The sequence below is a fragment of the Streptomyces sp. NBC_01508 genome, from assembly GCF_045040315.1.
Taxonomy (GTDB): domain Bacteria; phylum Actinomycetota; class Actinomycetes; order Streptomycetales; family Streptomycetaceae; genus Streptomyces.
On record NZ_CP109419.1, the window covers coordinates 5,001,603 to 5,024,402 of the forward strand.

At 71.9% G+C, this 22,800-nt stretch carries 21 protein-coding genes and 1 tRNA gene; 18 read left to right on the forward strand and 4 right to left on the reverse strand.

Annotation, left to right across the window (positions count from 1 at the left end):
* Positions 1-3 precede the first annotated feature (3 nt).
* From repSA to OG700_RS23340, 3 genes are read left to right on the forward strand one after another with little or no spacing between them, the layout of a single operon-like run.
* Positions 4-1,401 (forward strand): replication initiator protein RepSA, encoded by a 1,398-nt coding sequence (gene repSA, locus OG700_RS23330; RefSeq protein ID WP_405621900.1) that lies wholly within the window; start codon positions 4-6, stop codon positions 1,399-1,401.
* A complete protein-coding gene (locus OG700_RS23335) occupies positions 1,398-1,610 on the forward strand; it encodes an excisionase family DNA-binding protein (RefSeq protein ID WP_405616597.1) in 213 nt (70 codons plus the stop codon). Before repSA ends, OG700_RS23335 begins: the two co-directional genes overlap by 4 nt.
* A complete protein-coding gene (locus OG700_RS23340; protein WP_405616599.1) occupies positions 1,610-2,734 on the forward strand; it encodes a tyrosine-type recombinase/integrase in 1,125 nt (374 codons plus the stop codon). The genes OG700_RS23335 and OG700_RS23340 overlap by 1 nt, the downstream gene beginning before the upstream one ends.
* Positions 2,735-2,825: 91 nt before the next feature.
* On the opposite strand, the gene OG700_RS23345 is transcribed toward OG700_RS23340, so the two are convergent.
* From OG700_RS23345 to OG700_RS23360, 4 genes are all read right to left on the reverse strand, one after another.
* Positions 2,826-2,898 (reverse strand) — tRNA-Arg (locus OG700_RS23345).
* Positions 2,889-4,094 (reverse strand): MAB_1171c family putative transporter, encoded by a 1,206-nt coding sequence (locus OG700_RS23350; protein ID WP_405616601.1) that lies wholly within the window; start codon positions 4,092-4,094, stop codon positions 2,889-2,891. Before OG700_RS23350 ends, OG700_RS23345 begins: the two co-directional genes overlap by 10 nt.
* Positions 4,087-4,587 carry an ImmA/IrrE family metallo-endopeptidase gene (locus OG700_RS23355; protein WP_405616603.1) on the reverse strand — a complete coding sequence of 167 codons (501 nt, stop codon included), beginning with the start codon at positions 4,585-4,587 and terminating at the stop codon, positions 4,087-4,089. The genes OG700_RS23350 and OG700_RS23355 overlap by 8 nt, the downstream gene beginning before the upstream one ends.
* Positions 4,588-4,820: 233 nt before the next feature.
* Entirely contained in the window at positions 4,821-5,261 is a 441-nt protein-coding gene (locus OG700_RS23360) for a helix-turn-helix domain-containing protein (protein WP_405616604.1), read from the reverse strand.
* A gap of 414 nt (positions 5,262-5,675) precedes the next feature.
* Here OG700_RS23360 and OG700_RS23365 point away from each other — a divergent pair, with 414 nt between their 5' ends.
* Genes OG700_RS23365 through OG700_RS23435 form a run of 15 tightly spaced genes read left to right on the forward strand, consistent with a single transcriptional unit; the run spans position 5,676 to position 22,800 of the window.
* A complete protein-coding gene (locus OG700_RS23365) occupies positions 5,676-7,085 on the forward strand; it encodes an MFS transporter (RefSeq protein ID WP_405616606.1) in 1,410 nt (469 codons plus the stop codon).
* Between the two features lie 6 nt (positions 7,086-7,091).
* Positions 7,092-7,964, forward strand: coding sequence for a nucleotidyltransferase domain-containing protein (locus OG700_RS23370; protein ID WP_405616608.1), 873 nt, complete (start codon positions 7,092-7,094; stop codon positions 7,962-7,964).
* Positions 7,965-8,003: 39 nt separating this feature from the next.
* Positions 8,004-9,515 carry a nucleotidyltransferase family protein gene (locus OG700_RS23375; RefSeq protein ID WP_405616611.1) on the forward strand — a complete coding sequence of 504 codons (1,512 nt, stop codon included), beginning with the start codon at positions 8,004-8,006 and terminating at the stop codon, positions 9,513-9,515.
* Positions 9,512-10,855 carry a hypothetical protein gene (locus tag OG700_RS23380; protein ID WP_405616613.1) on the forward strand — a complete coding sequence of 448 codons (1,344 nt, stop codon included), beginning with the start codon at positions 9,512-9,514 and terminating at the stop codon, positions 10,853-10,855. Before OG700_RS23375 ends, OG700_RS23380 begins: the two co-directional genes overlap by 4 nt.
* Positions 10,852-11,673 carry a YqcI/YcgG family protein gene (locus OG700_RS23385; protein WP_405616616.1) on the forward strand — a complete coding sequence of 274 codons (822 nt, stop codon included), beginning with the start codon at positions 10,852-10,854 and terminating at the stop codon, positions 11,671-11,673. Before OG700_RS23380 ends, OG700_RS23385 begins: the two co-directional genes overlap by 4 nt.
* Entirely contained in the window at positions 11,666-12,556 is an 891-nt protein-coding gene (locus OG700_RS23390) for a nucleoside-diphosphate kinase (RefSeq protein WP_405616618.1), read from the forward strand. The genes OG700_RS23385 and OG700_RS23390 overlap by 8 nt, the downstream gene beginning before the upstream one ends.
* Positions 12,553-13,575 carry a GNAT family N-acetyltransferase gene (locus tag OG700_RS23395; RefSeq protein ID WP_405616620.1) on the forward strand — a complete coding sequence of 341 codons (1,023 nt, stop codon included), beginning with the start codon at positions 12,553-12,555 and terminating at the stop codon, positions 13,573-13,575. Before OG700_RS23390 ends, OG700_RS23395 begins: the two co-directional genes overlap by 4 nt.
* Before the next feature lie 19 nt (positions 13,576-13,594).
* Positions 13,595-14,713 carry a GNAT family N-acetyltransferase gene (locus OG700_RS23400; protein ID WP_405616623.1) on the forward strand — a complete coding sequence of 373 codons (1,119 nt, stop codon included), beginning with the start codon at positions 13,595-13,597 and terminating at the stop codon, positions 14,711-14,713.
* 50 nt (positions 14,714-14,763) lie between these two features.
* On the forward strand, positions 14,764-16,176 hold the full coding sequence (locus OG700_RS23405) for a helix-turn-helix domain-containing protein (protein WP_405616625.1): 1,413 nt from the start codon (positions 14,764-14,766) through the stop codon (positions 16,174-16,176).
* On the forward strand, positions 16,173-17,063 hold the full coding sequence (locus tag OG700_RS23410) for an isocitrate lyase/phosphoenolpyruvate mutase family protein (protein WP_405616627.1): 891 nt from the start codon (positions 16,173-16,175) through the stop codon (positions 17,061-17,063). Before OG700_RS23405 ends, OG700_RS23410 begins: the two co-directional genes overlap by 4 nt.
* Positions 17,060-18,196: a phosphonopyruvate decarboxylase gene (gene aepY / locus OG700_RS23415; RefSeq protein ID WP_405616629.1), complete on the forward strand. Its 1,137-nt coding sequence runs from the start codon at positions 17,060-17,062 to the stop codon at positions 18,194-18,196. Before OG700_RS23410 ends, aepY begins: the two co-directional genes overlap by 4 nt.
* A gap of 1 nt (position 18,197) precedes the next feature.
* Positions 18,198-19,412 (forward strand): iron-containing alcohol dehydrogenase, encoded by a 1,215-nt coding sequence (locus OG700_RS23420; RefSeq protein WP_405616631.1) that lies wholly within the window; start codon positions 18,198-18,200, stop codon positions 19,410-19,412.
* Between the two features lie 21 nt (positions 19,413-19,433).
* Positions 19,434-20,468: a C-terminal binding protein gene (locus OG700_RS23425; RefSeq protein ID WP_405616632.1), complete on the forward strand. Its 1,035-nt coding sequence runs from the start codon at positions 19,434-19,436 to the stop codon at positions 20,466-20,468.
* Positions 20,465-21,592: a pyridoxal phosphate-dependent aminotransferase gene (locus OG700_RS23430; protein ID WP_405616634.1), complete on the forward strand. Its 1,128-nt coding sequence runs from the start codon at positions 20,465-20,467 to the stop codon at positions 21,590-21,592. Before OG700_RS23425 ends, OG700_RS23430 begins: the two co-directional genes overlap by 4 nt.
* On the forward strand, positions 21,589-22,800 hold the full coding sequence (locus tag OG700_RS23435) for a peptidogalycan biosysnthesis protein (RefSeq protein ID WP_405616636.1): 1,212 nt from the start codon (positions 21,589-21,591) through the stop codon (positions 22,798-22,800). Before OG700_RS23430 ends, OG700_RS23435 begins: the two co-directional genes overlap by 4 nt.

Genomic DNA, 22,800 nt, shown 5'->3' on the forward strand with positions numbered 1-22,800 from the left:
GAGGTGGCCCCCGTGGCTGCCTCGGTCGGGCTTGACCCCCTGACCCTCGCCGACCTTCTCCGTGTGGCGAACGAGCCCGGATTCGACCGGTGGCAGGAGCAGGTACGCCGCACGGGCGGCTGCTCCGATCCGATCCGGTTGCAGGGCATGACCACCACGCGGGATGCCCGCACCGGCCAGGTCCTCTACTCGTACTCGACCGAGGGTGAGCCCGGCGGATCGTTGCGGGTGGCGTGCGGCAATCGCCGTGCCTCGCGCTGCCCCTCCTGCGCCTGGATGTACGCCGGGGACACCTTCCACCTCATCCGCGCCGGACTCACCGGCGACCCCCGCAAGGGCACCCCGCACGCGGTGCGGGCGCATCCGAAGGTGTTCGCGACGCTCACGGCCCCGTCGTTCGGCCCGGTCCACAACCAGCCCGCCAACGGCCGGTGCCGCTGCGGGAGGTCCCACGCGGACGATGCTCCGGAGCTGGGGACGGCGCTGAACCCGTCGACGTATGACTACGCGGGTGCGGTGCTGTGGAACAACCACGCCGGGGACCTGTGGCGCCGCTTCACGATCTATCTCCGACGCGAGATCGCCCACCGCGCGGGTCTCACACAGGCCGCGTTGAAGGAACAGGCGCGGGTCTCCTTCGGGAAGGTCGCTGAGTTCCAGAAGCGCGGTGCGGTCCACTTCCACGCCATCGTGCGCCTCGACGGTCCCGAAGGCCCGGACGACGTCCCGCCGCCGTGGGCCGGTGTCGAGCTGCTGACGGGTGCGATCCAGGCTGCTGCTGCTCGTGTCTCGGTGCCGGTCCCGCCGGCCGATTCGGAGCCTGCCCGCGATCTGCGCTGGGGTGCCCAGGTCGACGTGCGCCCGATCGGCACTGACGACGGACAGGAGCTGACCGAGGAAGCGGTAGCCGCGTACGTGGCGAAGTACGCCACCAAGGCGGCGGAGACGACGGGCACGGTGGACCGCCGGATCGGGGAACTCTCCGAACTCGACAAGCTGACCCAACTCCCCTCGCACGCAAGAAAGTTGATCGAAGCGTGCTACCGGCTGGACGAGGCGTACCCGGATCGCAAGCTCTGGCAGTGGGCGCACATGCTCGGCTTCCGGGGCCACTTCTCCACCAAGTCCCGCCGCTACTCCACCACGTTGGGCGCCCTGCGCCAGGTGCGGGCCGACTACCGCGCCCGCCAGGAACGCCAGACACGGGGCCTGCCCGACCCTGACGACGCTCCGGAGGGCTCCATGTTGGTCCTGGCCCACTGGACCTACGCCGGACACGGCCACACCCCCGGAGAGTCCTGGCTCGCCGCCAACATCCACCGCGACATCCGAACCAACCGCGACATGGCCCGCGAAGTGCTGGCCGACCTGGAAGACGACGAGGGGGAGTGGGGAGTATGACCGACCGACTGTTGACCGTGGGACAGGTCGCCGAACGCCTGGGTACCGGCGTCCGCTTCTCGCGACGGCTGATCGAACAGCGACGGATCACCTTCGTGAAGGTCGGGCGCCATGTCCGCATCCCGGAGAGTGCCCTCTCGGCCTACATCGCCGAACGCACGGTGCCCCCGCTGGACGTTCGTTCAGGCGGGCAGAGGGGGGCTGCCTGATGGCGAACGGCCAGGGAAGGCGGCGCCGGTTCGGATCGGTCCGACTGCTCAAGTCCGGTCGCTGGCAGGCCCGTTACCCCGATCCCAACACGGGTCAGCTCCGCAGCGCTGAGAAGACGTACGCGACCAAGACAGACGCTGAGGTGACGCTGACCCTTATCGAGGCAGACATCACCCGTGGCCAGTGGGCCGACCCCGACGCGGGCAAGGTCAAGTTCGGTGAATACGCCATCGCGTGGCTCAAGGACAGGAAGCTGGCCGCCCGTTCTCGCGAACGTCACGAGTCGGTGATCCGGCTTCATCTGCTGCCCACTTTCGGTGAGCGTCCGCTGTCCTCGATCACGACCGGACAGGTCCGGGCCTGGCGTACGGCGTGCCTCACACGGACCGGTGAGCCGACCGTGGTCAAGGCGTACCAGATCATGCGCGCGATCCTGAACACGGCCGTTGACGATGAGCTGATCCGCCGCAACCCCTGCCGGATCAAGGGAGCAGACAGCTACGACGTGCCTGAGCGCCCGGTACTCACCGTGGCTGAGGTCTACGCCGTGGCGGATGCCATCACCCCGCGCTACCGGCTGCTGGTCCTCCTGGCCGCCTTCACGGGGCTGCGGTTCGGCGAGCTGGCCTCGCTGCGGCGGCGGGACATCGACACCGCCAACGCCATGCTCATGGTCAGGCGCTCACAGGCGGAGATGCAGACGGGAGCCCTCTTCGACAAGGCGCCCAAGTCCGATGCCGGGGTCCGGCCGGTGGCCTTCCCGACCGAGCTTCTGCCGGACGTGGAACGTCATCTCGCTGGCTTCGCCGGGCCTGGCCGTGACGGCCATGTCTTTGTCGGCCCTCGCCGTGGTCAGCTCCGCCGGAGCAACTTCCGGGACGACTGGATCAACGCACGGACCAAGGCGGGCATCACGGCGGATGTGCACTTCCACGATCTGAGGCACACGGGGAACACCCTCGCCGCGTCGGGAGCGAGCCTGCGTGAGCTGATGACCAGGATGGGGCACAGCACACCGCGTGCGGCCTTGATCTATCAGCACATGGTCAACGGCCGGGACCGTGAGATCGCCGATCGGCTCGGCTCGATGATCCGCAAGGCGCGGGGCGAGAGGGACTCCTAGCCGGGCGTTCTGGCACGGGAGTGGCACGGCCGCGACCATGGCAAAGGGCCAGTTCGAGAGGATCAAGCCTCTGAACTGGCCCTTAGTCGCGTGCCCCCGGCAGGATTCGAACCTGCGACACCCGCTTTAGGAGAGCGGTGCTCTATCCCCTGAGCTACGGAGGCGGGGCTTGTGTGGTGGTGTGGGACGGGAACTCCGCGCCACCGCCGACAGTGTAGCGGGTGGTGCGCGGGAGTATGGGGGAGCGCATCGCCTGTGCCAGTTTCTGCTGGAACGCCAGTTCCGCGGCGAGGTCGCCCGGTGCCGCGGCCAGGGGGGTTTCCGGGGGGTCTTCCGGGACGTGGTTGTGGCGCTTGGCCTCGATCGCGCCGCTGATTTGGGCCGCCTCCACGAGGGCGGCCAGTTCGTCGCCCTTCAGGTGGGCTCTCTCCGCCTCCTCGCGGGCGGCCCGGGCGACTTCGGGGTCCATCCAAGGGCGTAGGGCCCATTGGGCGTCGCGTACCTCTATCACCATGCGGTACAGGCGGGCCCGTGGGTTCTGGGGTGGGGTGATCTGGATGACGGGGCACGGTATCTGTTCGGTGATGCGGCGGTGGAGCGGGGTCAGTGCGCGGTGGATGCGGCGGTATCTCAGCCGGTTCGCGGTGGAGGTGAGGTGGGGGCCCAGGTCGGGCAGGATCCAGCCGATCGTCTGGACGAGGACGGCCATCGCCACAGCGAGCTGCGCGGCCGGCTCCCACGGGTGGTCGGTGCCGCCGGAGCGGGGCGTGAGGATGTCCGCCGTACGGGCTCCGGTGTGGACGAGCACGAATGGGAGCGCGCAGGCGACCACGCGCAGCCCGCGGCGCAGCCAGAGGGATGGCGCGATCTTGGAGTAGCGCCAGCCCATGACGCCGATCGATATCTGGTTCACCGTGAGGGCGGCGAGGAGGACGAGGAGGTAGGCGGGCGGGTACGGGGCGTGGGTGAGTTCGTCCGGTGCCTCGCCGGGGGTGGCCGACTCCGCGAAGAGTGCCGACAGTGTGATCAGGACCAGCCCCAGGGCCAGCATCCGGGGGATCGCCTTGATGCGCGCGACGGCGGGGCCGTACGTGAGGTGGAGCAGCAGCAGTTGCTGGCAGGCGGTCACGGCGAGGACGCAGCCCTGGGTCAGCAGCTCGGAGAGGTTGACGATTCCCGCGAACTCGCTCGTCGCCGTCCGGACCGCGGGGGTGGAGAGCGTGAACAGGGCGCAGAGGAAGGAGAAGTTGGCGGCCAGGACGGCCTGTGTGACGGAGCGTTCCGCTCTGAGGGCGCGGATCTTGCAGAGCAGTGCCAGGAGTGTGACGGCTGAACAGAGCGGATACAGCAGGCTATTCATCCCCCCTCCCGAGCGCGGGCGATTCCAGCACGGTCAGCCGCTCCGCTATCTCCCGTGCCTCGGGGGGCACTTCCCAGGTACGTGGCGCGGTCCACGTGCTGATGCGCTGTCCGATCAGTGAGCCGACCATCTCGGCTTCGATCTCCGCTTCGGAGTCCGCGTGTTCGCGTCCCATCACCCGGCGTATCAGGCTCGGGTCGAGGGAGGGCAGCAGGAGCTCGGAGGCGTCCGCGGACAGGACCGTGGATGCCTCGTGATCGCAGACGACATGGCCGATTTCGTGTAGGAGCACCTGTTGGTGATGGACGGGGGCGAGGCGCTCCTCGACGAAGATGTAGTCGCTGGTCCCGGTCGACACCAGCAGGCCGTGCGGGCTGACGCGCGGGAGCCGGAGGGAGATCACCCGCACCGGGCGCCCGCGAAGTTCGCCGATGTGCGCGCAGAGTTCCTCGACGGGCAGTCGCTCGCTGAGGGGCAGGCCAAGGGCCCGCACGCGCTCCGCGCAGCGTTCTGCGAAGCCGCCCGGCGGGCGGGCGCCGGGGCTCAGTCGCCAACGCACGGTAAGTGGGAGTCATGGGCGCGTGGCGTGCTGTTGATGCCCATCGTCCCCCCCCCGTTGGCGATCGGTGCGTGGGCTCAACCCCAACACGACTGTCCGTGGCCGAACAGATTGGTTTGAGCCACGTCCGCTCCGCGTTATGCCGAGGGGGCGGTGGCGATCGGTGATCAGCTGTCGGCGGCCGGGGGGTCCTCGGAGAGTCCTTCGAGTTCGCGGACGCGCTCGATCACTTCGTTGATGGACTTCAGGCTCTTCGACGACAGGCCGGCGCTGCGCAGGGCGACCCGCTGCACCTGTACGTCCCGCAGCGCCATGAGGAGGGTCAGTTCGGCGTTGACGGTCTCGGTCACCTGGTCGTCGAAGAAGTACGCGGGCGGGACTCCGAAGAATCTGGCCAGACCCTCCACGTGCCGGAGGGTGGGGTTGTCGCGCTGTCCTTTGCGCAGCAGCCAGATGTAGCTGCCGGAGATCGGGGCGCCTGCGGCGGTGATCGCGCGGGCGACTTCCTCGGTGGTGTAGGGGCCTCGGCCGGCGGGGACCACCTCGGTGAACAGGTGGTTGATCTTCTGGGCCAGGCGGCTGGTGGACCCGCCCTCAGGGTTGGGCATGACCCCACCTCCCTAATCGGGCCACACCTTACCCGTGGACCAACGTGCAAGCGAAGTGACGTCTCGTCCAACACCAGTTGACGTTCCGGTGTCCCGAGGCTAATCTCGCCGAGTCGTTGTCAACTGGTGTGGCGCTAGAGGCGCAAGTGGCGCAATGTCAGTCGAGGTTGCAGGTGGCTCCGCCCGTCGGGCGCGCACCCGCGCCGCGGCTGCCGAGTCCCGATTCCGTTGTCCATCTGACGTGTGAGTGCCACGGCCGTTCCCTTCCCCGCCCGCCCTTCTGTGCGGCAACGGCCCTTCTCCTGGGTCCCCTCGCGTACCGGTACGCCGATCGCGCGCTCAGGACTGTCGTCGAGTGCGCCGCGGTGTGAGTTCCGCGCGAGGTGAAACGAAGCCGAAAGGGGCAAAAGGTCCATGACGGAGCGCGATGAGCCCAATGAACCCAATGAGCGCGATGGCGGCAAGCCGGGTGTCTCGCCGGTGACCGCGAGACTCGGCCTCGTCGCGGAGCGGGACTTCGGTCTCCTCTGGGGCGCCCGTACGGTCTCGCACTTGGGCGATTACGCCTTCCGGATCGCCTTCGCCACCTACATCATCAGCGAGACCAGATCCGCCAACGCGCTCGCCGTCGCGACGGCGGTCCTGGTGGTACCGACGCTCGTCTTCTACCTGTTCGGCGGCGCGGTCAGTGACCGGGTGGCGTCCCGCAGATCGGTGATGATCATCTCCGACGTGGCGCGCTTCGTCGTCACCGCGCTGCTGGCCCTGGCCGTGGTCACCACCGGATCCATTCCGCTGCTGGTGGGGCTCGCCCTGATCGTCAGCGTGGGTGAGGGGTTCTTCCGCCCGGCCTCCTTCGTCTTCATGAAGGAGATCGTCCCCCGGCACCGTCTGGTGAGCGCCAACTCCGCCATGTCGGTGAGCCAGCAGATCGGCATCATCGGCGGTCCGCTGCTGGGCGGCGCCCTGGTCGGACTGGCGGGTCCGGGCCTCGCGTTCGCCTTCGACGCCGTGACCTTCCTGATCTCCGGGCTGCTGGTCCTGCTCATCCGCCACAAGGGCGCGGCCGGCGCGGCCCCCGGCGACCCGGCGGCCACCGAGTCCGCGGGAGCCGGCCGGGCCCGTGGGGTGCTGAGGGACATCGGCGCCGGACTCACGTACATCCGCGGGCAGAGCTGGCTGCTGGTCTCCATGACCGTGGGGCCCGGTGCCAACGCCCTGTTCGCCGGTGTGCTCGCCGTGACCGTCCCCCTCATCATGGCGCCCGGCGGCGCCCCCGACGCCGGGTTCCTCGGCTGGTACTACGCGATGCAGGCGGTCGGCGCGCTCACCGGCGCCGTCGTCCTCAGCCGGCTGACCATCGTGCGGCTGGGACCGCCGATGTTCACGATCCTCGGGCTGATGGGGGTCTCCCTCGCGCTGGTCGGCGCGCTCGGCAGGACGCCGGTCACCTTCGTCATGGCCTTCGGTTACGGCCTCGGGCTGCACATCTTCAACACCCTCTACCGCACGTTGCTCCACGAGAAGGTGCCGGACTCGATGACCGGCCGGGTCAGCAGCGTCTCCGACCTCGCCTTCAACGGGGCCATGCCGCTCGGGCAACTGGCCATCGGGCCGATGGCCGTGGCCTTCAGCGCGGAGAAGGCGACCCTCGGCGCCGGAGCGCTCGCCGCCCTCGTCTGCTTCGCCGCGACGCTCGCCCCCGGGATACGCGCGCTGCGCCGCGACGAGGAGCGGGAGCGGCCCGCCGAGGACTCCGAGGCCCCCCAGGATTCCGGGCACCCCGACGCGAAGAAGGATTCGGCTCAGCTGGGAAAGGAGTAGGCCACCTTGTCTGTCAGAGTTTTCGACGCCCTGAACGCGCACATCCCACACGCGATCACCCAGTACGGGATCCGCCCCGGCGATCTGGACTGCCTGGAGAAGTACGGCCCGCAGGAGACCGTGCTCCTGGTCGGTTCCTACGCGCGGAACGAGGCGACGGCCGCGTCGGACCTCGATCTGGCGGTCCTGTGCGGCCGGCCGCCCGCCCGTGAGCCGGGAACCCGCGGCTATCCCTCCGTCGTCGGCGACTCCGTCGTCCTGAAGAAGATCAACGGCCTCGACCTGACCGTCGAGTTCATCCGCCGGGACGTACTGCTCACCATCTCCGAAGTGCTCGACGCGCTGCCGGGATCACCCGACAGCCCCAGCCTCGGGAATCTGGGCACCCTGGAACTGCGCACCATCGAGCGGGTGTCCACCGGCATCGTCCTCCAACAAGCCCCCGCCGACGTCGCGTTGATGAAGAGCCTGGATCTCGGCAAGGCCCGTGCGAACAAGGCGGCCCTGGCCTTCCTGCTCGCGATGGGACATCTGAGGGCGGCCACAGCCGGCGGATCGGCTGCCGGGGCCCGCTCCCTGCGGCTGCGCGAGTCGGCTCAGGATCTGCTCATCGCCGAGGTCAACGCGTGCGGCGTACTCACCTTCGACAGCAAGCACCTCGTCGGCCGCACCCAGCGCTTGGCCGCGGGCAGCGCGCGCCTGCTGCTCGACCACCTGGGCGCGGCGGAGCGGGAATCCGAAGTGATGGAGCGTCATATCCGCCTTGTGGCGCGGGAGTTCCTGGCGCGCGCCGACAGCGAGGAGGGCCGGTCGCTGATCAAGGCCCTGCTGGCGCCGATCATGACCGATCTCGACGCGACTCTGACCACGGCGGCCTGACGCGCCGGCGTGCCTCACCGTTCCGAGGAGGAGCCTTTCATGACCATGACCGCAGGTCCCATACCGTCCGCCGTGGCCGCCGTCGTCTCCCGGCTGACCGGCAGTCCGCTGGACGCCGGCGACGGAGGATCGCTCGATGCCCCGCTGCTCGATCTGGGCATGGACTCCGTCCGGGTCGTACAACTGGTCTCGGAGCTGGAGAAGGTCTTCGGCGTGTCCGTCGGCCCGCGCGAACTCGTTCTGCGCAACTTCGCGACGCTGAGGTCCGTGAGCGACCTCGTCGAACGCTCGCCGAGCGCCAGCCCCGCCAACCCCGCCAGCCCCACGACCCCCGCAGGGCGCGGCGCCGCTCCGTCCGGGGGCCAGGAGCGCGTCCCCGGACGGAGCGGCGGAGCCGAAGGCCGCCCGGCGGGAGCGGAGGACGGCGTGGAACCGGCGCACGCCGGGTTCCCGGTGGAGGGCCGGCTCCTCATGCTGACCGCGCGGACCCGGATGACCCCGGGCCAGGTGGCCCTGGCCGCGGAACTCATCAACGACCCCGCCCACGGCCTGGACCGGGGCGGATTCATCGAACTCGCGGCCCGGCACCGGGTCATCAACCTGGTCGCCCGCAGTCTCGACCGGGAGCGGCTGACGCCGAAGGACCCCGTGATGCACGCCCAGTTGCGCGGGTCGTATCTCTACAACACCCAGCGGAACCGTGCCCTCCAGGCGGAACTGAAGCTGCTGCTCCAGGAGTTCGAGTCGTACGGCATCAACGCGGTTGTCCGTAAGGGCACTTATCTGTCGAACAGCTTCTACGCCGACCCCGCGCTGCGCTACATGGTCGACCTCGACATCTACGTCCCCGCCCCGGAGATCGACCGGTACGGCGTGCTGATGACCGACCTCGGCTACCGGCAGGGCAGCAAGTCGGCCAACGGCCGGATCATCGAGCGGATGTCACGGGACGAGGAGATCTTCTCCCGGCTCCACGAGTCCGCGCTCCCGCCCTTCTGGCGGCTGACCAGTGACCCGTACGTCGACATCTTCGGCATCGACGCGAGTCATGATGTCATGCCCCCTACAAGCGGGAAGAGTCTGCCCGCCGGGGACATCCTTGAGCGCGCCCGGCGCGGCACGGTCGGCGGCGAGAGCGCCTGGATCCCCAGCCCCGAGGACATGCTCCTCGACCTCGCCGTACACCTCTACCGGGAAGCGACCTGGATCTGCTCGATCGAGGCGGGCAAGGACATCTGCCTGATCCGCTTCGTCGACATCGTGGAGTGGTACGGCGCCATGCGCGACCGCATCGACCAGGAACGGCTGGTCGAACTGGCCCGGAAGTACGACCTGGTCCCCGAGCTCTTCTACGGGCTGCACCACACCGACATCCTCTACCCCGGTGTCATCGACCCCGCGCTGCTCGACCGGCTGCGCCCCGACGACCTCACCTACCTCGACGAGTACGGCCTCCTGGACCGCAGGCCCACCCCCTGGAAGACACCCTTCATCGACCGGGTCTTCGACTCCACCCACGGCCGCGGCATCTCCCTCGGAACTCCGGCATGAGCGACGTCGGGACATCCACAAGTGGCGTCGGGGCGACCGCGAGCGACGTCGGGACACCCGCGAGTGGCATCGGGACGCGGGCGACCGGGACGCGGCGGACCTGGCTCAGTCCGCGCGGTCTGGACCCCGCCGCCCGCCGGGCCTTCGGCGACATGATCCCCTACTGCCTGCCGGGCGTGGCCCAGCACGTCGTCACCGCGGGAGCCAAACCCGCGGTGCTCTACACCGCCACCGACGCCGAGCACGGGGACCGCGTCGACCTGCTCCTCGAAGAGGCGCTGCGGCGCACCGCGGGGCCGCGAAGCACAACGGACCGGAGCCCGGACCCGGACGGCGCCGGGACGAACGTCCTTCTCGACCAATGGGAGTTGTCCGGCCCGTCGCGCGAGCCGTACCGGCCGGATTTGCGCGCGGTCGGCGAGGGGCTGTTCGTGGCGGGTCCGGGTCTCGCCCGGCTGGCCGCCGCCCTGGAGGGCGCGGTGCTCGGCATGGCGTCCGAGGTGGCCGCCGCCGACTTCCTCGTGCCCCATCTCGTCTCCTGGCCGACCCTGGAACGAGCCGGGTACGCCCACAACTTCCCGCAGCATGTGACGGCGTGTCAGGTGGTGGGACCCGACCTGGACGCGCTCGACCGCTTCGCCGCGGCCACGGACCGCGAGACGCGCGCCGCGGAGCTGCGCACCGCCGACGTGTGTGTCTCACCGGCGGTCTGCCTGCACCTGTTCGCGGGGCTGGCTGACTCGACGCTCCCGGAGCCCTTCGTCGCGACGGCGCGCGGAGCGTGCGGCCGTTACGAGGCGGGAGCGGCGGGCGCCTCCACCCGGCTGTGGTCGTTCTCCATGCGGGAGTTGGTGTATGTCGGTGACCGGGAGGGGGCCGAACGGTTCCGCGACACCATGCTCGTGGGGCTGTCGGAGCTGGCACGGTCGCTCGCACTGCCCTGCCGGATCGAGTCGGCCACCGACCCGTTCTTCACCTCCGACCGGTCGGACATGACCGGCTTCCAGGAGAAGTTCGAGGTCAAGTACGAGCTGCGCGGGCGGCTGGCCGACGACGGCTCCGCCGTGGCGGTGAGCTCGCTCAACTGCCATGACCAGCACTTCGGTGCGGCGTTCGGCATCCGTCTGCCGGACGGTTCGCCGGCCCACTCCGTCTGCGTCGGATTCGGTCTCGACCGGTGGGCGCAGTGGCTGTACGGCTGGTTCGGTGACGACCCGGAGAGCTGGCCGGAGCCGCTGCGCGGGGCCGTTCACCGACCGGACATCCGACCGGACACCCGGCCGGACATCCGACCGGACATCCGACCGGACACCCGGTCGGGCACCCGGGAGGCGCCGTGACGGCCGACGCGCTGCCGCTTCCGTTGCTGTCCATGGCGGACATGGCGAAGATGGAACGGCGCGGTTCCCGTCCCCGGCCGCCGAACCCGTCTCAGTCCCAACACCACTCGCCCCAAACGCCGTTGGACTGGCTGCCCGACGTCTACACCACCTTCGCCCAGACGCTGCTCTCCCCGTCGGCGTACCCCTGCCACTTCGGTGTCCAGGGCCAGCAGCGCGGCCACAACTGGTTCGCCGCGGTGGACTCCCGGCTGCCGGAGTCCCATGGCGTGCCCGCCCTCGCCCACACCCTGCTCGCCTTCCGCGAGCAGGCCTGGTCGGGACCGAAACGGCAGTCCCTCGTCGTGTTCGTGGGGCCGCCCGACCCGGACGCCGAACTGGCGTACCACCACGCCCAGTTCTGGCAGCTGCTGCGCGACCTTTCCGCACTCGACCCGGCTCCGTGGCCCGACTCCGTACCGCACCGGGCCGACGACCCCGACTGGCAGTGGTGTTTCGCCGGCGAACCCTGGTTCGTCTTCGCGAGCAGCCCCGGCTACCGCGCCCGCCGCAGCAGAGATCTCGGCCCCTGTCTGACGCTGGTCTTCCAGACCGGCCGGGTCTTCCAGGGCATCGGCGGATCGACCGTCGCCGGACAGGCGGCGAAGCGCCGCGTCCGGGGCCGGCTGGAGGAGTACGACGGGATCGGCCCGCACCCGGCGCTCGGCGACCCGGACTTCTCCTCCCAGTACAAGTGGCGCCAGTACGCGCTCCCCGACGACCAGACCGTGCCGGCCGGCCCGGTCTGCCCCTTCCGGAAGGAGTCAACTCATGGCTGACCAGGGGTTCTGGTCGCATCACCTCTTCGTGCTGATCAGCTCCGACACGGTGTACCGGGGCAGGCACGGGGAACTCGCCGAGCGGCTGCGCAAGGAGGGCTTCCAGCCCGTCGCGGCGCGTGCCGTGCGCGCGACGCCGGAGATGATCGACGACCTGTACTCGGACCTGATCGCCGGGCAGTGGCGCACCTGGCGCTACCGGCTCGTCGACGCGGTGCTGGCGATCGGCCCCGCGATGGGCGTCATCTGCCGCTACACGGGCGACGACCCCGAGCCGTACCGGCTGCTGGGCCGCCGCAAGGGATACCAGGTCCCCACGGAGGCCGAACCGGGCACGATCCGGATGGACTTCGGCGCGATCAACAGCGTCCTGAACCTGATGCACTCCTCGGACGACCCCGCCGAGTCGGAGCGCGAGGCCGCGGTCTTCGGACTCTCGGCGCGCGACGCCGTCGCCGACCCCGAGCAGGCGGCCCGGGAGGTCGGCCACCTGGCCGGCCTGATCGCCCCCGCCGTCCCCGAACACCGGGACTTCGACGCGACGTTGGCCTCCGTACGGGCCAAGGCCGTCGCGGCGAGGTGGCACGGTCTTCCGGCGCCGGCCCGCGACCGCGTCCGCGCGGTGTTCCCGGCGACCGCGGCGTACGCGAAGAAGGACGCGGGCGAGCGGCTGGCCGGCCTGCTGGCCGACGACGTACCGCCCGCCCTCCTCGAAGCGGTGCGCTGCGACTACACGCCCGAATGGCTCGACCGCCTCACGATGAGCGACGCCGTCGAGCAACTGCGCCGTATCGGCGTCACGCTCGACACCTGGGAGCGGCTGGTGCTGGAGACGTCGCTGCACTTCCAGCCGCTGCGCGGCGGCGGGAAGCACGCCTCGTGACGGCGCGCTCCCCGGTCACCCTCTCCGTCGCGGGCTCCATCGACGAGCCCGGCGCCGGACAGTGGGACGAGCTGGCCGAGGCGGCCGGGGCCTCGGTCTTCTACGGCAGCCGGTTCCTGTCCAGCGTGGAGCGGGCACCGCTGTCCAGCCCGTCCGAGGCGATGTACCTGCTCGGACACGATCCCGCGGGCCGGCTCGTCGCCGCACTCCCGCTCTACCTCCAGCAGACCGTCGACCCTTTCGCCGCCGACGCGTCGGCAGGCCCCGTCAACGCGCTGCTCGGGCACGTCTGGCACTGCTACGACACCGCGCTGCTCAGCCGTGGCCCGCTCGGTCCGGGGCTGGTGGCGCAGTTCTGGGAGGCGCTGGAAGAACTCGCGGGCAAGTACGACGCGGAGCTGTGGGGCCTGGTCAACGTGCCCATGGAGGAGCCGCTGGCCCGGCACCTGGCGGCGAACGGCGTGCGTGTGGAGGAGACCGTGCCGCGCTACCGGCTGCCGCTCGCGGACGGACCGCGCTCGCTGGACGAACACCTGGCCGGGGTCGGCCGCGCGTCGCGCCGGACCCTGCGCCAGTACTGGCGGCGCGCGGAGCGGGCGGGCGCCGTCGTCACCGTACGGGAGGGCCGCGAGGTTCTCGACGAGGCGGTGCTCGGCCTCTGTCTGGCGACCGCCGACAAGCACGCTCCCGGCTACTACCCGCCGGACCGGCTCTCCGCCCTCGTCGAACGGCTCGGCGCCGACTGCCGGATCATCCGCGTCGAGCTGGACGGCGAACTGCTCGCGGCCTCCGTCTGCATGCTGGACCGCACCCGTATGCACGCCTGGGCCGGGGGCTGCGCCTACCCCGCCGAGCTGAACTGGAGCCCCCAGTACGTGCTCTTCGCCGCCGAGCTGCGGGCCGGGATCGAATCGGGCCTGGCCGTCCTCGAATGCGGCAGGCGCAACGACGCGTTCAAGACCCGGTACGGGCTCCGGGCGCACCGCCTGGGCCGGGCCGTCCGCAGACGGGACACCTGACATGACGCGGAGCGCCGGCATGACACGGATCGTCGAAGGCTTCGACCCCACGGCATGGGCGCCGCTGCGCACCTCGTCGCCGCTCCAGTCCGGGGCCTGGCTGGGGATGATGCACACCCGGCTCCCCGGCACCGTCCACACCGTGACCCGGGGGGACCAACTCGGCTTCCTGGGAACCGTGGTGGACAGACCGGAGGCGTACGAGGCGTACAACCCGTACGCGATCCTCTGGCGCGACCCGCCCGTCTTCGAGCTGGCGGAACCCGACGAGCGCGCCCAGGCCCTGGCCCGGCTCGCGCCGGACCCCGGCGAGCTGCTGCCCGCCTTCGTGCTGGTCGTCCCCGGCTACTACGGCAACCCCGCCGGGTCGGCCGCCGACCACCCCGAGGCGGTACGCGCCTGCCTCGGGGACGTCCTTGAGTGGTGCCGCGGCAAGGGCATCGCCGGCCTGTACGTGCTCTATACCGACGACCTCGCCACGGGCACCGGGCGGGCGGTGGCCGAGCTGGGTGGTGCCCGCTTCCCGCTCACCACCCGCTGGAGTCTCGACGTGCGGTGGGACGACTGGGAGGGATATCTGGCCACGCTGCCCGGAGCCCGCCGCCGGAAGATCCGGCGGGAGTTGCGCGTCGCCGCCGCCGCGGGCGTGACACCGCGCCGGATCGATCCGCTGCGGGAGTCCGGGGCGATCCTGGACGCCCGGTGCGATCTGCTGGAGCACTACGGGCAGCGCGCGGACCGGGCGGCGGAGGAGAAGCGGCTGCGCGGTCTGATCGACACCTTCGGCGACGCCCTCACCGCCTACGCGGCCTGCGAGGGCGACCGGGTGCTCGCGGCATCGGTGTGCGTCACCGACGGCCGGCAGCTGCACGTCGTCTACAGCGGGACCGCCAAGGCCGCCCACCACCAGCCCTTCGCCCACTTCATCGCCACCTACTACGCCGTCGTCCAGCACAACCGCCGGGACCGGATCGACACGATCGACTACGGCATCGGGCACGGCGCGGGCAAGTCGCACCGCGGCTGCCGCCCCCGGCCCGTCCACGGCCACGCCCTGGCCACCGACCCCGCCCGGATGCCCCGGCTCGCCTCCGCCGCCGACCTGCTGGTCCGGTGCGCACCCACGCACCCCGCCTGATCGACCGCCCCCGCCTGACCGAACGCCCCCGCACGAACATCGGAGAGGCAATGGAACAGGAAGAATCCGACGCCCGCCGTGCCGACGCGCACCAGGACCCCGGCTTCGCGCACCGGGCCGCGAGCCTGCTGCGGGCCGCCGCCAACGACCTCAAGCGCGACGAGGAGAGCGCCGACCGCGACTTGGGTCTCGAACCGGGCACCTTCGCCCGCTACGTAGGCGAACGTCCGCCGGTGGACTGGGAGTTGATCCGCCGCGCGGCCCAGGTGTGGCCGCTGAACGAGCGCGACCTGCTGCCGGTGCGCGACGACTGTCCGGACGGGGTGCGTATCCACCGGCTGAAGGACTCGGTGGCGAGCGCGCGCATCCTCGCGCGGGGCGGCGTCGACTACTACGAGTACCGGGACACCGCCATGTCGCGCGGCGCGTCCTACCGTCCCGAGTGGATCCGCATGCTCCAGGCCGTCACCGACGACGACCCGGACAATCCGCTGGTCCGCTGGAACCAGGGGCATCTGCTCTACCAGTTCACCTACTTCGTCGGTCCCGTCAACTACTACTACGAGTGGGGCGGCGAACGGCGCTGCGTCCCCATGGACACCGGGGACTCCGTCTGGGGCCTGCCGTTCGCCCCGCACACCTTCACCGCCCGCGAGACCGACCGCCCCGCGTACATCCTGGCCCTGACCTACGGAGGCGATCTGGTCGGCGACGCCCAGCGGGAGCTGGCCGTCCTCGGCGCGCGGACCGCCCGGCAGCTGGCGCTGCCCGCCCACGACCCCGACACCGCCGGCGCCCGGCTGCTGGCCTCCGCCCTCGCCTCGCGGGCGCTGACCGTGGCCGAGGCCGCGGACCGCAGCGGGCTCAAGGAGGCCCGGATCTCGGCGCTCCTGGACGGCGCCGGCCGGCCCACCGCCGAGGAACTCGACTTACTGGCAACGGCGTTGGGCGTCTCGCCGCGCGATCTGCTGCCGGTGCGCAGCACGACCGACGGCGGCGTCGTTCTCCGGCGCGCCGCCGACAGCCGCCGCTGGCTCCACCCGGACCCGGCCGCACCCTCGTACCGCGTGCGCGAACTGGCCACCGACCCGCTGCACCCGCACACCAGCGCTCTGGAGCTGGACGTGCTGGCCGGCCGGGGCGACCGGGCCGCGCCGCTCACCACCCACCAGCACCAGTACGCGTACGTACTGGGCGACGCCCCGGCCGAACTGGTCTGGCGGCGCGACGGCACCGAGTACCGGGAGGAACTGGGCCCCGGCGACTCCGTGTACGTACAGCCGCAGGTGCCCCTGGCGTTCACGGCGGCCGACGGGGAGGACCCCCGGGTGCTGCTGCTGCGCATCGGCGGCGCGGTCGGACCCGAAGTCCGGTTCGCGCTGGGCGCGATGGCCGAGGGCGGGATCAACCGCTACATCGCCGAAGACAGGCTCTGGTACGTGAAAGAGAAGGGGAAACAGTGAACTCGGAGAACCAACAGCTCCCGGGCGCCCGGCTGTCCAAGGCGGCGGCGCTGCGCGCACAGCTCACCGGTCCGCGGCCGGTCCGCGCCGTCGGCGCGCACGACGGGCTGACCGCCAAACTGGTGCAGCAGGCCGGGTTCGACGCCGTCTGGTCGTCGAGCTTCGAGATATCCGCGAGCCATGGACTGCCCGACGCCAGCCTGATCACCATGTCGCAGTACCTCGCGGCCTCCGAGGTGATGGACCTGTGTGTGGACATCCCGGTGATCGCCGACTGCGACACCGGCTTCGGCGGGCCGCTGAACGCCGCCTACACGGTGCAGCGTTACGAACGGGCGGGCATCGCCGCGGTCTGTATCGAGGACAAGCTCTTCCCCAAGATCAACAGCTTCGCCGACGCCTCCCAGGACCTGCTGCCCACGGAGGAGTTCGCCCTGAAGATCAAGGCGGCCAAGGAGGCCCAGCGGGATCCCGACTTCCTCCTCATCGCCCGCACCGAATCGTTCATCGCCGGCCTGGACCTGTCCGAGGCGCTGGACCGGGGGCACGCCTACGTTGAGGCGGGCGCGGACGCGCTGCTGGTGCACAGCAAGAGCAAACGCCCCGACGAGGTACTGGAGTTCGCCGCTCGCTGGGACTCCGACGTCCCCCTCGTGGCGGTGCCGACCACCTACAACGCCGTGACCGAGTCCACCCTCCACGAGGCCGGCTTCCGCGTGGTGATCTACGCGAACCACGGCCTGCGCGCCGCCGTGCGAGGCGTTCAGGAAACGCTCAGCGCGTTGCTGAAGGCCGGGCGCGCCGCGGCCGTACAGGAGCGCATCGCCCCCATGCATGAGGTCTTCGCGCTCCAGGGCATGCCCGCCCAGTACCGGGAGAGCCGATGACAGGTGCCAGGGAGTTCGTCGACGCGCTCGGCGAGCGGGGCGTCGCACTCGTGGCGGGCGTGCCCTGTTCCTACTTCGCGGGCCCGATCCAGCTCCTCGAACGGGGCGTCGGCCCGGCCTACGTGCCGGCCGTGAACGAGGGCAGCGCGCTGGCCGTCGCCACCGGGGCGCGGCTGGCGGGGCGGCCCGCCGTCGTCCTGGCGCAGAACTCCGGATTCGGCAATCTCATCAACCCGCTGACCTCACTGGTGATGCCCTACCGCGTTCCGGTGCTGGTGATGTTGAGCATGCGCGGCTGGCCCCGCGCGGGTAACGGGGAGCCCCAGCACCGGGCGATGGGGCGGGTCGTGCCGCAGTGGCTCGATTCGCTGGACATCCCGTACTGGTTCCTGTCACCCGGCGGCGAACCGCTCCAGGAACTGCTGGACAAGGCCCGGCCCACCCTCGACAGCGGGGGCGCCGCCTTCGTCCTCGTGACGAAGGGGGCGATCGAGGGCGCGGATCCGGCGGCCCTCGCGGACCCGGCGGGGGAGGGTCACGCCCCGGCGGCCGGCCGCCCCGCCCCGCTGCCCGACCGGGACGACCTGGTGAACGCCGTCCTCGCGGAGACGCGGGACGAGTACCTGCTGTCCACGACGGGCTACCTCTCCCGCACCCTGTTCAACCTGGGGGACCGGCCGCGCAACTTCTACATGCAGGGGTCCATGGGCCACGCGTCGGGGATCGCGCTGGGCGCCGCGCTGGCCCGTCCCGGCGAACGCTTCGTCATCCTGGACGGCGACGGCGCGATCCTGATGCACCTGGGCACCCTGGCCACGATCGGACACCAGGCCCCGCGCCACCTCGTCCATGTCGTCTTCGACAACGGCTCCTACGCCTCCACCGGCGGACAGGCGGCCACCCCCGCCGACTTCGCCGCCGTCGCCCGCGGCTGCGGCTACGCCCACGTCCGCCACGTCTCCACGCGCACGGCCCTGAGACCCGCGCTGCGCGAGGCGCTCGACACCGGGGGCGGCCCCAGCCTGCTCGTCGTCTCGGGCTCCACCGGCGGCGCCGTCGGCGAACGGGCCTCCAGCGTGCTGGGGACCGAGGAGGTCGCCCGCCGGTTCATGTCCCAACTGGGCGCGAAATGAGGTGAGTCCACTGATCCCGCACACCCTGACCGAGGAGCTGGCCCGCGACCTGTCCACGCTGCCGGGCCACCCCGCCGCCTATCTGGGGGACGGCTGCGTCGCGCGGACGGACGGCGTACTCGGGGCGCTGGACGCCGCCCGGGTGCTCGTCGTGCACGGCCGCGGGTCCTTCGCGCTGTGCGGCGCCGCACGCGTGGTGGCCGGCTGGGCCGGGCGCCGTACCGTACGCCATTTCGACGCCTTCGGCGTCAACCCCCGCATCGAGGACATCACGGCGGGGGTACGGGCGGCCCGGGAGTTCCGGCCGGACGTGGTGGTCGGCATCGGTGGCGGCAGCGCCCTCGACGCCGCCAAGAGCGTCGCCGTCCTCGCCGCGCAGGACGCCGCCCCGGCCGACTGCCTGGCCCGCCCCGAGTACGTCGCCGCCCCACGGCGCTGCGCACTCGTCCTGCTGCCCACCACCAGCGGGTCGGGCAGCGAGATGACCCGCTTCGCCGCCATCTACGCCCAGGGCCGCAAGCATTCACTCGACCATCCACAGCTGCGGTCGGACCTGGTCCTGGTCGACCCCGGGCTCGCCGCCTCAGTGCCACCTCGCACGGCGGTGGCCGCCGCGCTCGACGCGCTGTGCCAGGCCGTCGAGTCCGCCTGGGCGGTGCGGGCCACCGAGGAGTCCCGGCGGCTCGCGCACGACGCCCTCGCCCGTCTCCTGCCGGTGGTCGGCCGGGCGGCGGGGGACTCCTTCGGCGGTCGGATCCTCGCCGTCCCGGAGCGGCGCGCGGCGCTCGCGTACGGGGCGGCCCTCGCGGGAGCGGCCATCGACATCACCCGGACCACAGCCGCCCACGCCCTGTCCTACGGTCTGACGGCCCGTCTGGGCCTGCCCCACGGGGCCGCGGTCGCCCTCCACCTGAGCTGGCTCATCGGCCACCACACGCGGGTGACGGCCGACGACTGCCGGCACCCGGGCGGGCCCGACGCCCTGCTCGGGATCATCGACGACATCCAGAAGCTGTCCCACGAGACGACGGCCCGGCCCGTCGAGGCGCTTGTGACCCGACTCCTCCACGACGGCGGCTACCCGACCACGCTCGCCTCGCTGGCACTGAACGCCGGTGACTGGCGCGCCCCGGTCACCGAGGCCCTGGCCTCCAGCCGCGCGGCGAACACCCCCCGCGCCGTCACCGACGCCGATGTGCTCCGTCTGCTCTCCTGACCAGAAAGGTGTTGCGACCGCATGGCTACCCACCAGGTGCTTTACACCGACCCTCCCTACCTCGCCGAAGGGGGAGTGTTCGACCCGGCCCGCGCCGTGACCGAGCGACAGGTGCTCGGCGCGGACGTCGACCTGCGGTTCGGGGCGTACGGGGACGGGCGGTACGACGTCACCGGCCCGAGCCTCCACGAACGCGCCGCGGGCAGTGACGTCCTCGTGGTGTACCGCGCCCGGGTCACCCCCGATCTGCTCGACGCGGCCGGCCCGGCGCTGCGTGCCGTCGTACGCCAGGGCGTCGGCGTCGACAACCTCGCCCCCGCCCTGCTCGCCGAGCGCGGACTGCCCGGCTTCAACATCCCCGACTACTGCGTCGACGAGGTCGCGACCCACACCAGCGCCCTCGCCCTCGCACTGGAACGCCAGGTGATACCCCAGCACCGGACCCTCACCGGCGGCACCTTCGACATCTACGCGGGCGGCGTACCGCACCGCCTGAACCGGCGCACCCTGGGCATCGTCGGCCTCGGCCGCATCGGCCGCGCCGTCGCCCGCCGGCTCGGCACCTTCTACGACACCGTCAAGGTGTACGACCCCTACGTGGGGCGCGATCTCGCCGAGGGGTACGGGGCGCGGGCGGTCGACACCCTTCAGGAACTCCTCGCCGAGTCCGACCTGGTCACCCTGCACTGCCCGCTGACCCCTGAGACCGAACACCTCATCGGGGAGGACGAGTTGCGGACGATGCGGCGCGGCGCCCACCTCGTCAACGCCGCCCGCGGCCGGCTCGTCGACCCGGGAGCCCTGCACAAGGCGCTGGACGAGGGGTGGATCGCCGGCGCGGGCCTCGACGTCTTCTCCCCGGAGAACCCGCACCACGACGAGGTGTGGGCGCCCGTGCTCGGCCACCCCGGTGTGGTCGTCACCAGTCACCGGGCCTTCCTCTCCCAGGAGGCCGAGGCCAGCAGCCGCCGCCGCGTCGCCGAGCTGGTGCGGGCCGTCCTGGACGGCCGTACGGAAGGGCTCGTCGGCCGGGTCGAGGCGGGTGTCGGCCGGTGACCGCGCTCTCGCCCACGGCGGCGGTCGAGACCGCGGCCGATGTGGTCGTCCTGTCCACGGGAGACGTCCGCGTCCCCCTCCACCCCGAGCACCCCGAGTCGCCCGCCGCGCCGCGCCGCGCCGACCAGCCCTACCGCGCCCCGGCGGGCGACACCGCGCTGCGGGAGCGGATCGCCGCGTACGCCACCGAGCCCGGCGGCGAGGCCGTCCCCCCGGACGCGATCGTCGTCACCCCCGGCGCGCGACAGGCGATCTTCCTCGTGCTGCGCGCGATGACACGCGAACGGCCCGAGGTGCTGCTCCCCGTGCCGCACTGGACGAGCTACCCGGAGCTGATCGCGATGGCGGGCGGCCGTACGGTCCGGGTGCCGGGTCCCGTCGGCGACGGCACGCTCGACGTGGCCGCCCTCGAAGCGCTGCGCACCGAACGCACCGGCGCACTCGTCATCAACTCGCCCCGCAACCCGGACGGGGCGGTCGTCCCGGCCGGCTCGCTGCGCCGGGCCGTCGACTGGGCGGCGGAACACGGCATCGGCGTGCTCTTCGACCAGGTGTACCGGGGGGTCTCGCTCGGCGCGGAGCCCGCGCCGAGCATCACCTCCCTCCACCCCCGGCTCCCCGGCCACACCGCCTTGGTGGACGGCCTGACCAAGAGCCACGCGCTGGCCGGACTGCGCCTGGGCTGGGCGGTCCTGCCGCCGGGTCTGCGCGCCCCCGTCGTCGCGGCGGCGTCCCACCTGATCGGCGGCGCCGCCGGGCCCGCCCAGGACGCCGCCCTGGTGGCGCTGGACGGCGGGACACCCGCTCGCGTGGTGCGGGCGCTGACCGCCAACCTCGACCGGGCGACGGCGGAGCTGGCGGGCACGCCGGGGTTGGAGTGCGCCCGGCCGACCGACGGGATCTTCCTCTTCCCCGACCTCCGGGGCTGGCTGCGGAGCGACGCGCCCGACGAGGCGCGGCGCGATCTGGCGGGATGGCTGCGCGAGCACCACCGGGTCGCCGTCGTGGACGGGGCGGGCTTCGGCGCGCCCGGTCACGTCCGGCTCTCCTTCGCCCTGCCCGAGGCCCAACTGCTGGAAGGGGTACGGCGGTTGCGGAAGGCCGTCGAGGGGAGCCGGCGATGACGCTCCGGGTGAGTCCGGTCTATCCGGCGGCCTGGCTGGCCCGGCCCGGGATGCCGCTGCTGGCGTCGGAGCGCTGGCAGCGGGCGATGGGCGGCCGGTTCGATGGCGACCCCGTCTGGCTGTGGACGACACGGCCCGGCGGCGGCGAGGGCCACCAGGCAGAGGGACCCGAACGCCTGCTGGCCGGGCTGGCGGGCCACGTCGTCGAGAAGCCCGCGGACTATCCACTCGTCGACGCCCTGCGCGTGGTCGCCGACCCGGACTCGCCGTTCGCGGACGAAGCCGTACGGCGACGCCTCGCGCAGAGCCCCGTACAGAGCCCCGGGCAGACCCCCACACAGACCCTCGCGCTGCGCGCCGCCTGGTACCCGTACCTGCTGCTCACCTGCCCCGGATACGCGACGTTCCCGGTCGGCGACGCGGCGGCCGACCCCGGCGCGCTGCGAGACCTGCTGAGCGCCGTCATCGACTGGGCCCGCGGCCAGGGGCTGCGCGGTGTGGCCCTGCCCTACACGGAGGCCGACAGCCCGCTCGCGCACGCCGCCGCCGGGCTGGGCGCCGTGGCCCCCGTCATCAGCACCGACTCACAACTCGCAGTGCCCGGCGGCGGGTTCCCCGCCTACCTCGACGGTTTCCCCTCCAGACGGCGAAGAACGCTCAGGGCCGAGCGCCGGGCGCTGCACGCGCGAGGGCTGCGCGGCCGGCGCGCCGACCGGATCACGGACGGGCTCCTGGACCGGCTCGCCGAACTGCGCTGCCACCACCGGAGGAAGTACGGCCTGACGGCCGATCCGGCCGCCGAGCGCGCCCGGCTCGGGCGGCTGACCGAACTGCTGCCCGCGAGCGTCGACGTCATCACCGTCGGCGGTACGGCCGCCGACGGGTCGGACGCCGTCTCGTTCGGGCTCTTCGTCCGCGACCACGACACCTGGCACGCGGTCTACACCGGCAACGACTACGACAACCCCCGCAGCAGGCACGCCTACTTCGAGGCGGCGTACTACGCGCCGCTGGAGCTGGCGGGGCGGGCGGGGGTCTCCCGCATCTCGTACGGGCTGGCCGCCGAGGAGGCCAAGCGCCACCGCGGCTGTACGTCGGTCCCGATCGCGTGCCTGCTGCGCGGTCTCACCCCCGAGGCGCGGGCCGCCGCCGTTCACGTCGCCGCGGCCTGGCCGGCGCGGACCGAGACCGGTCACGGAAGGAGTTGA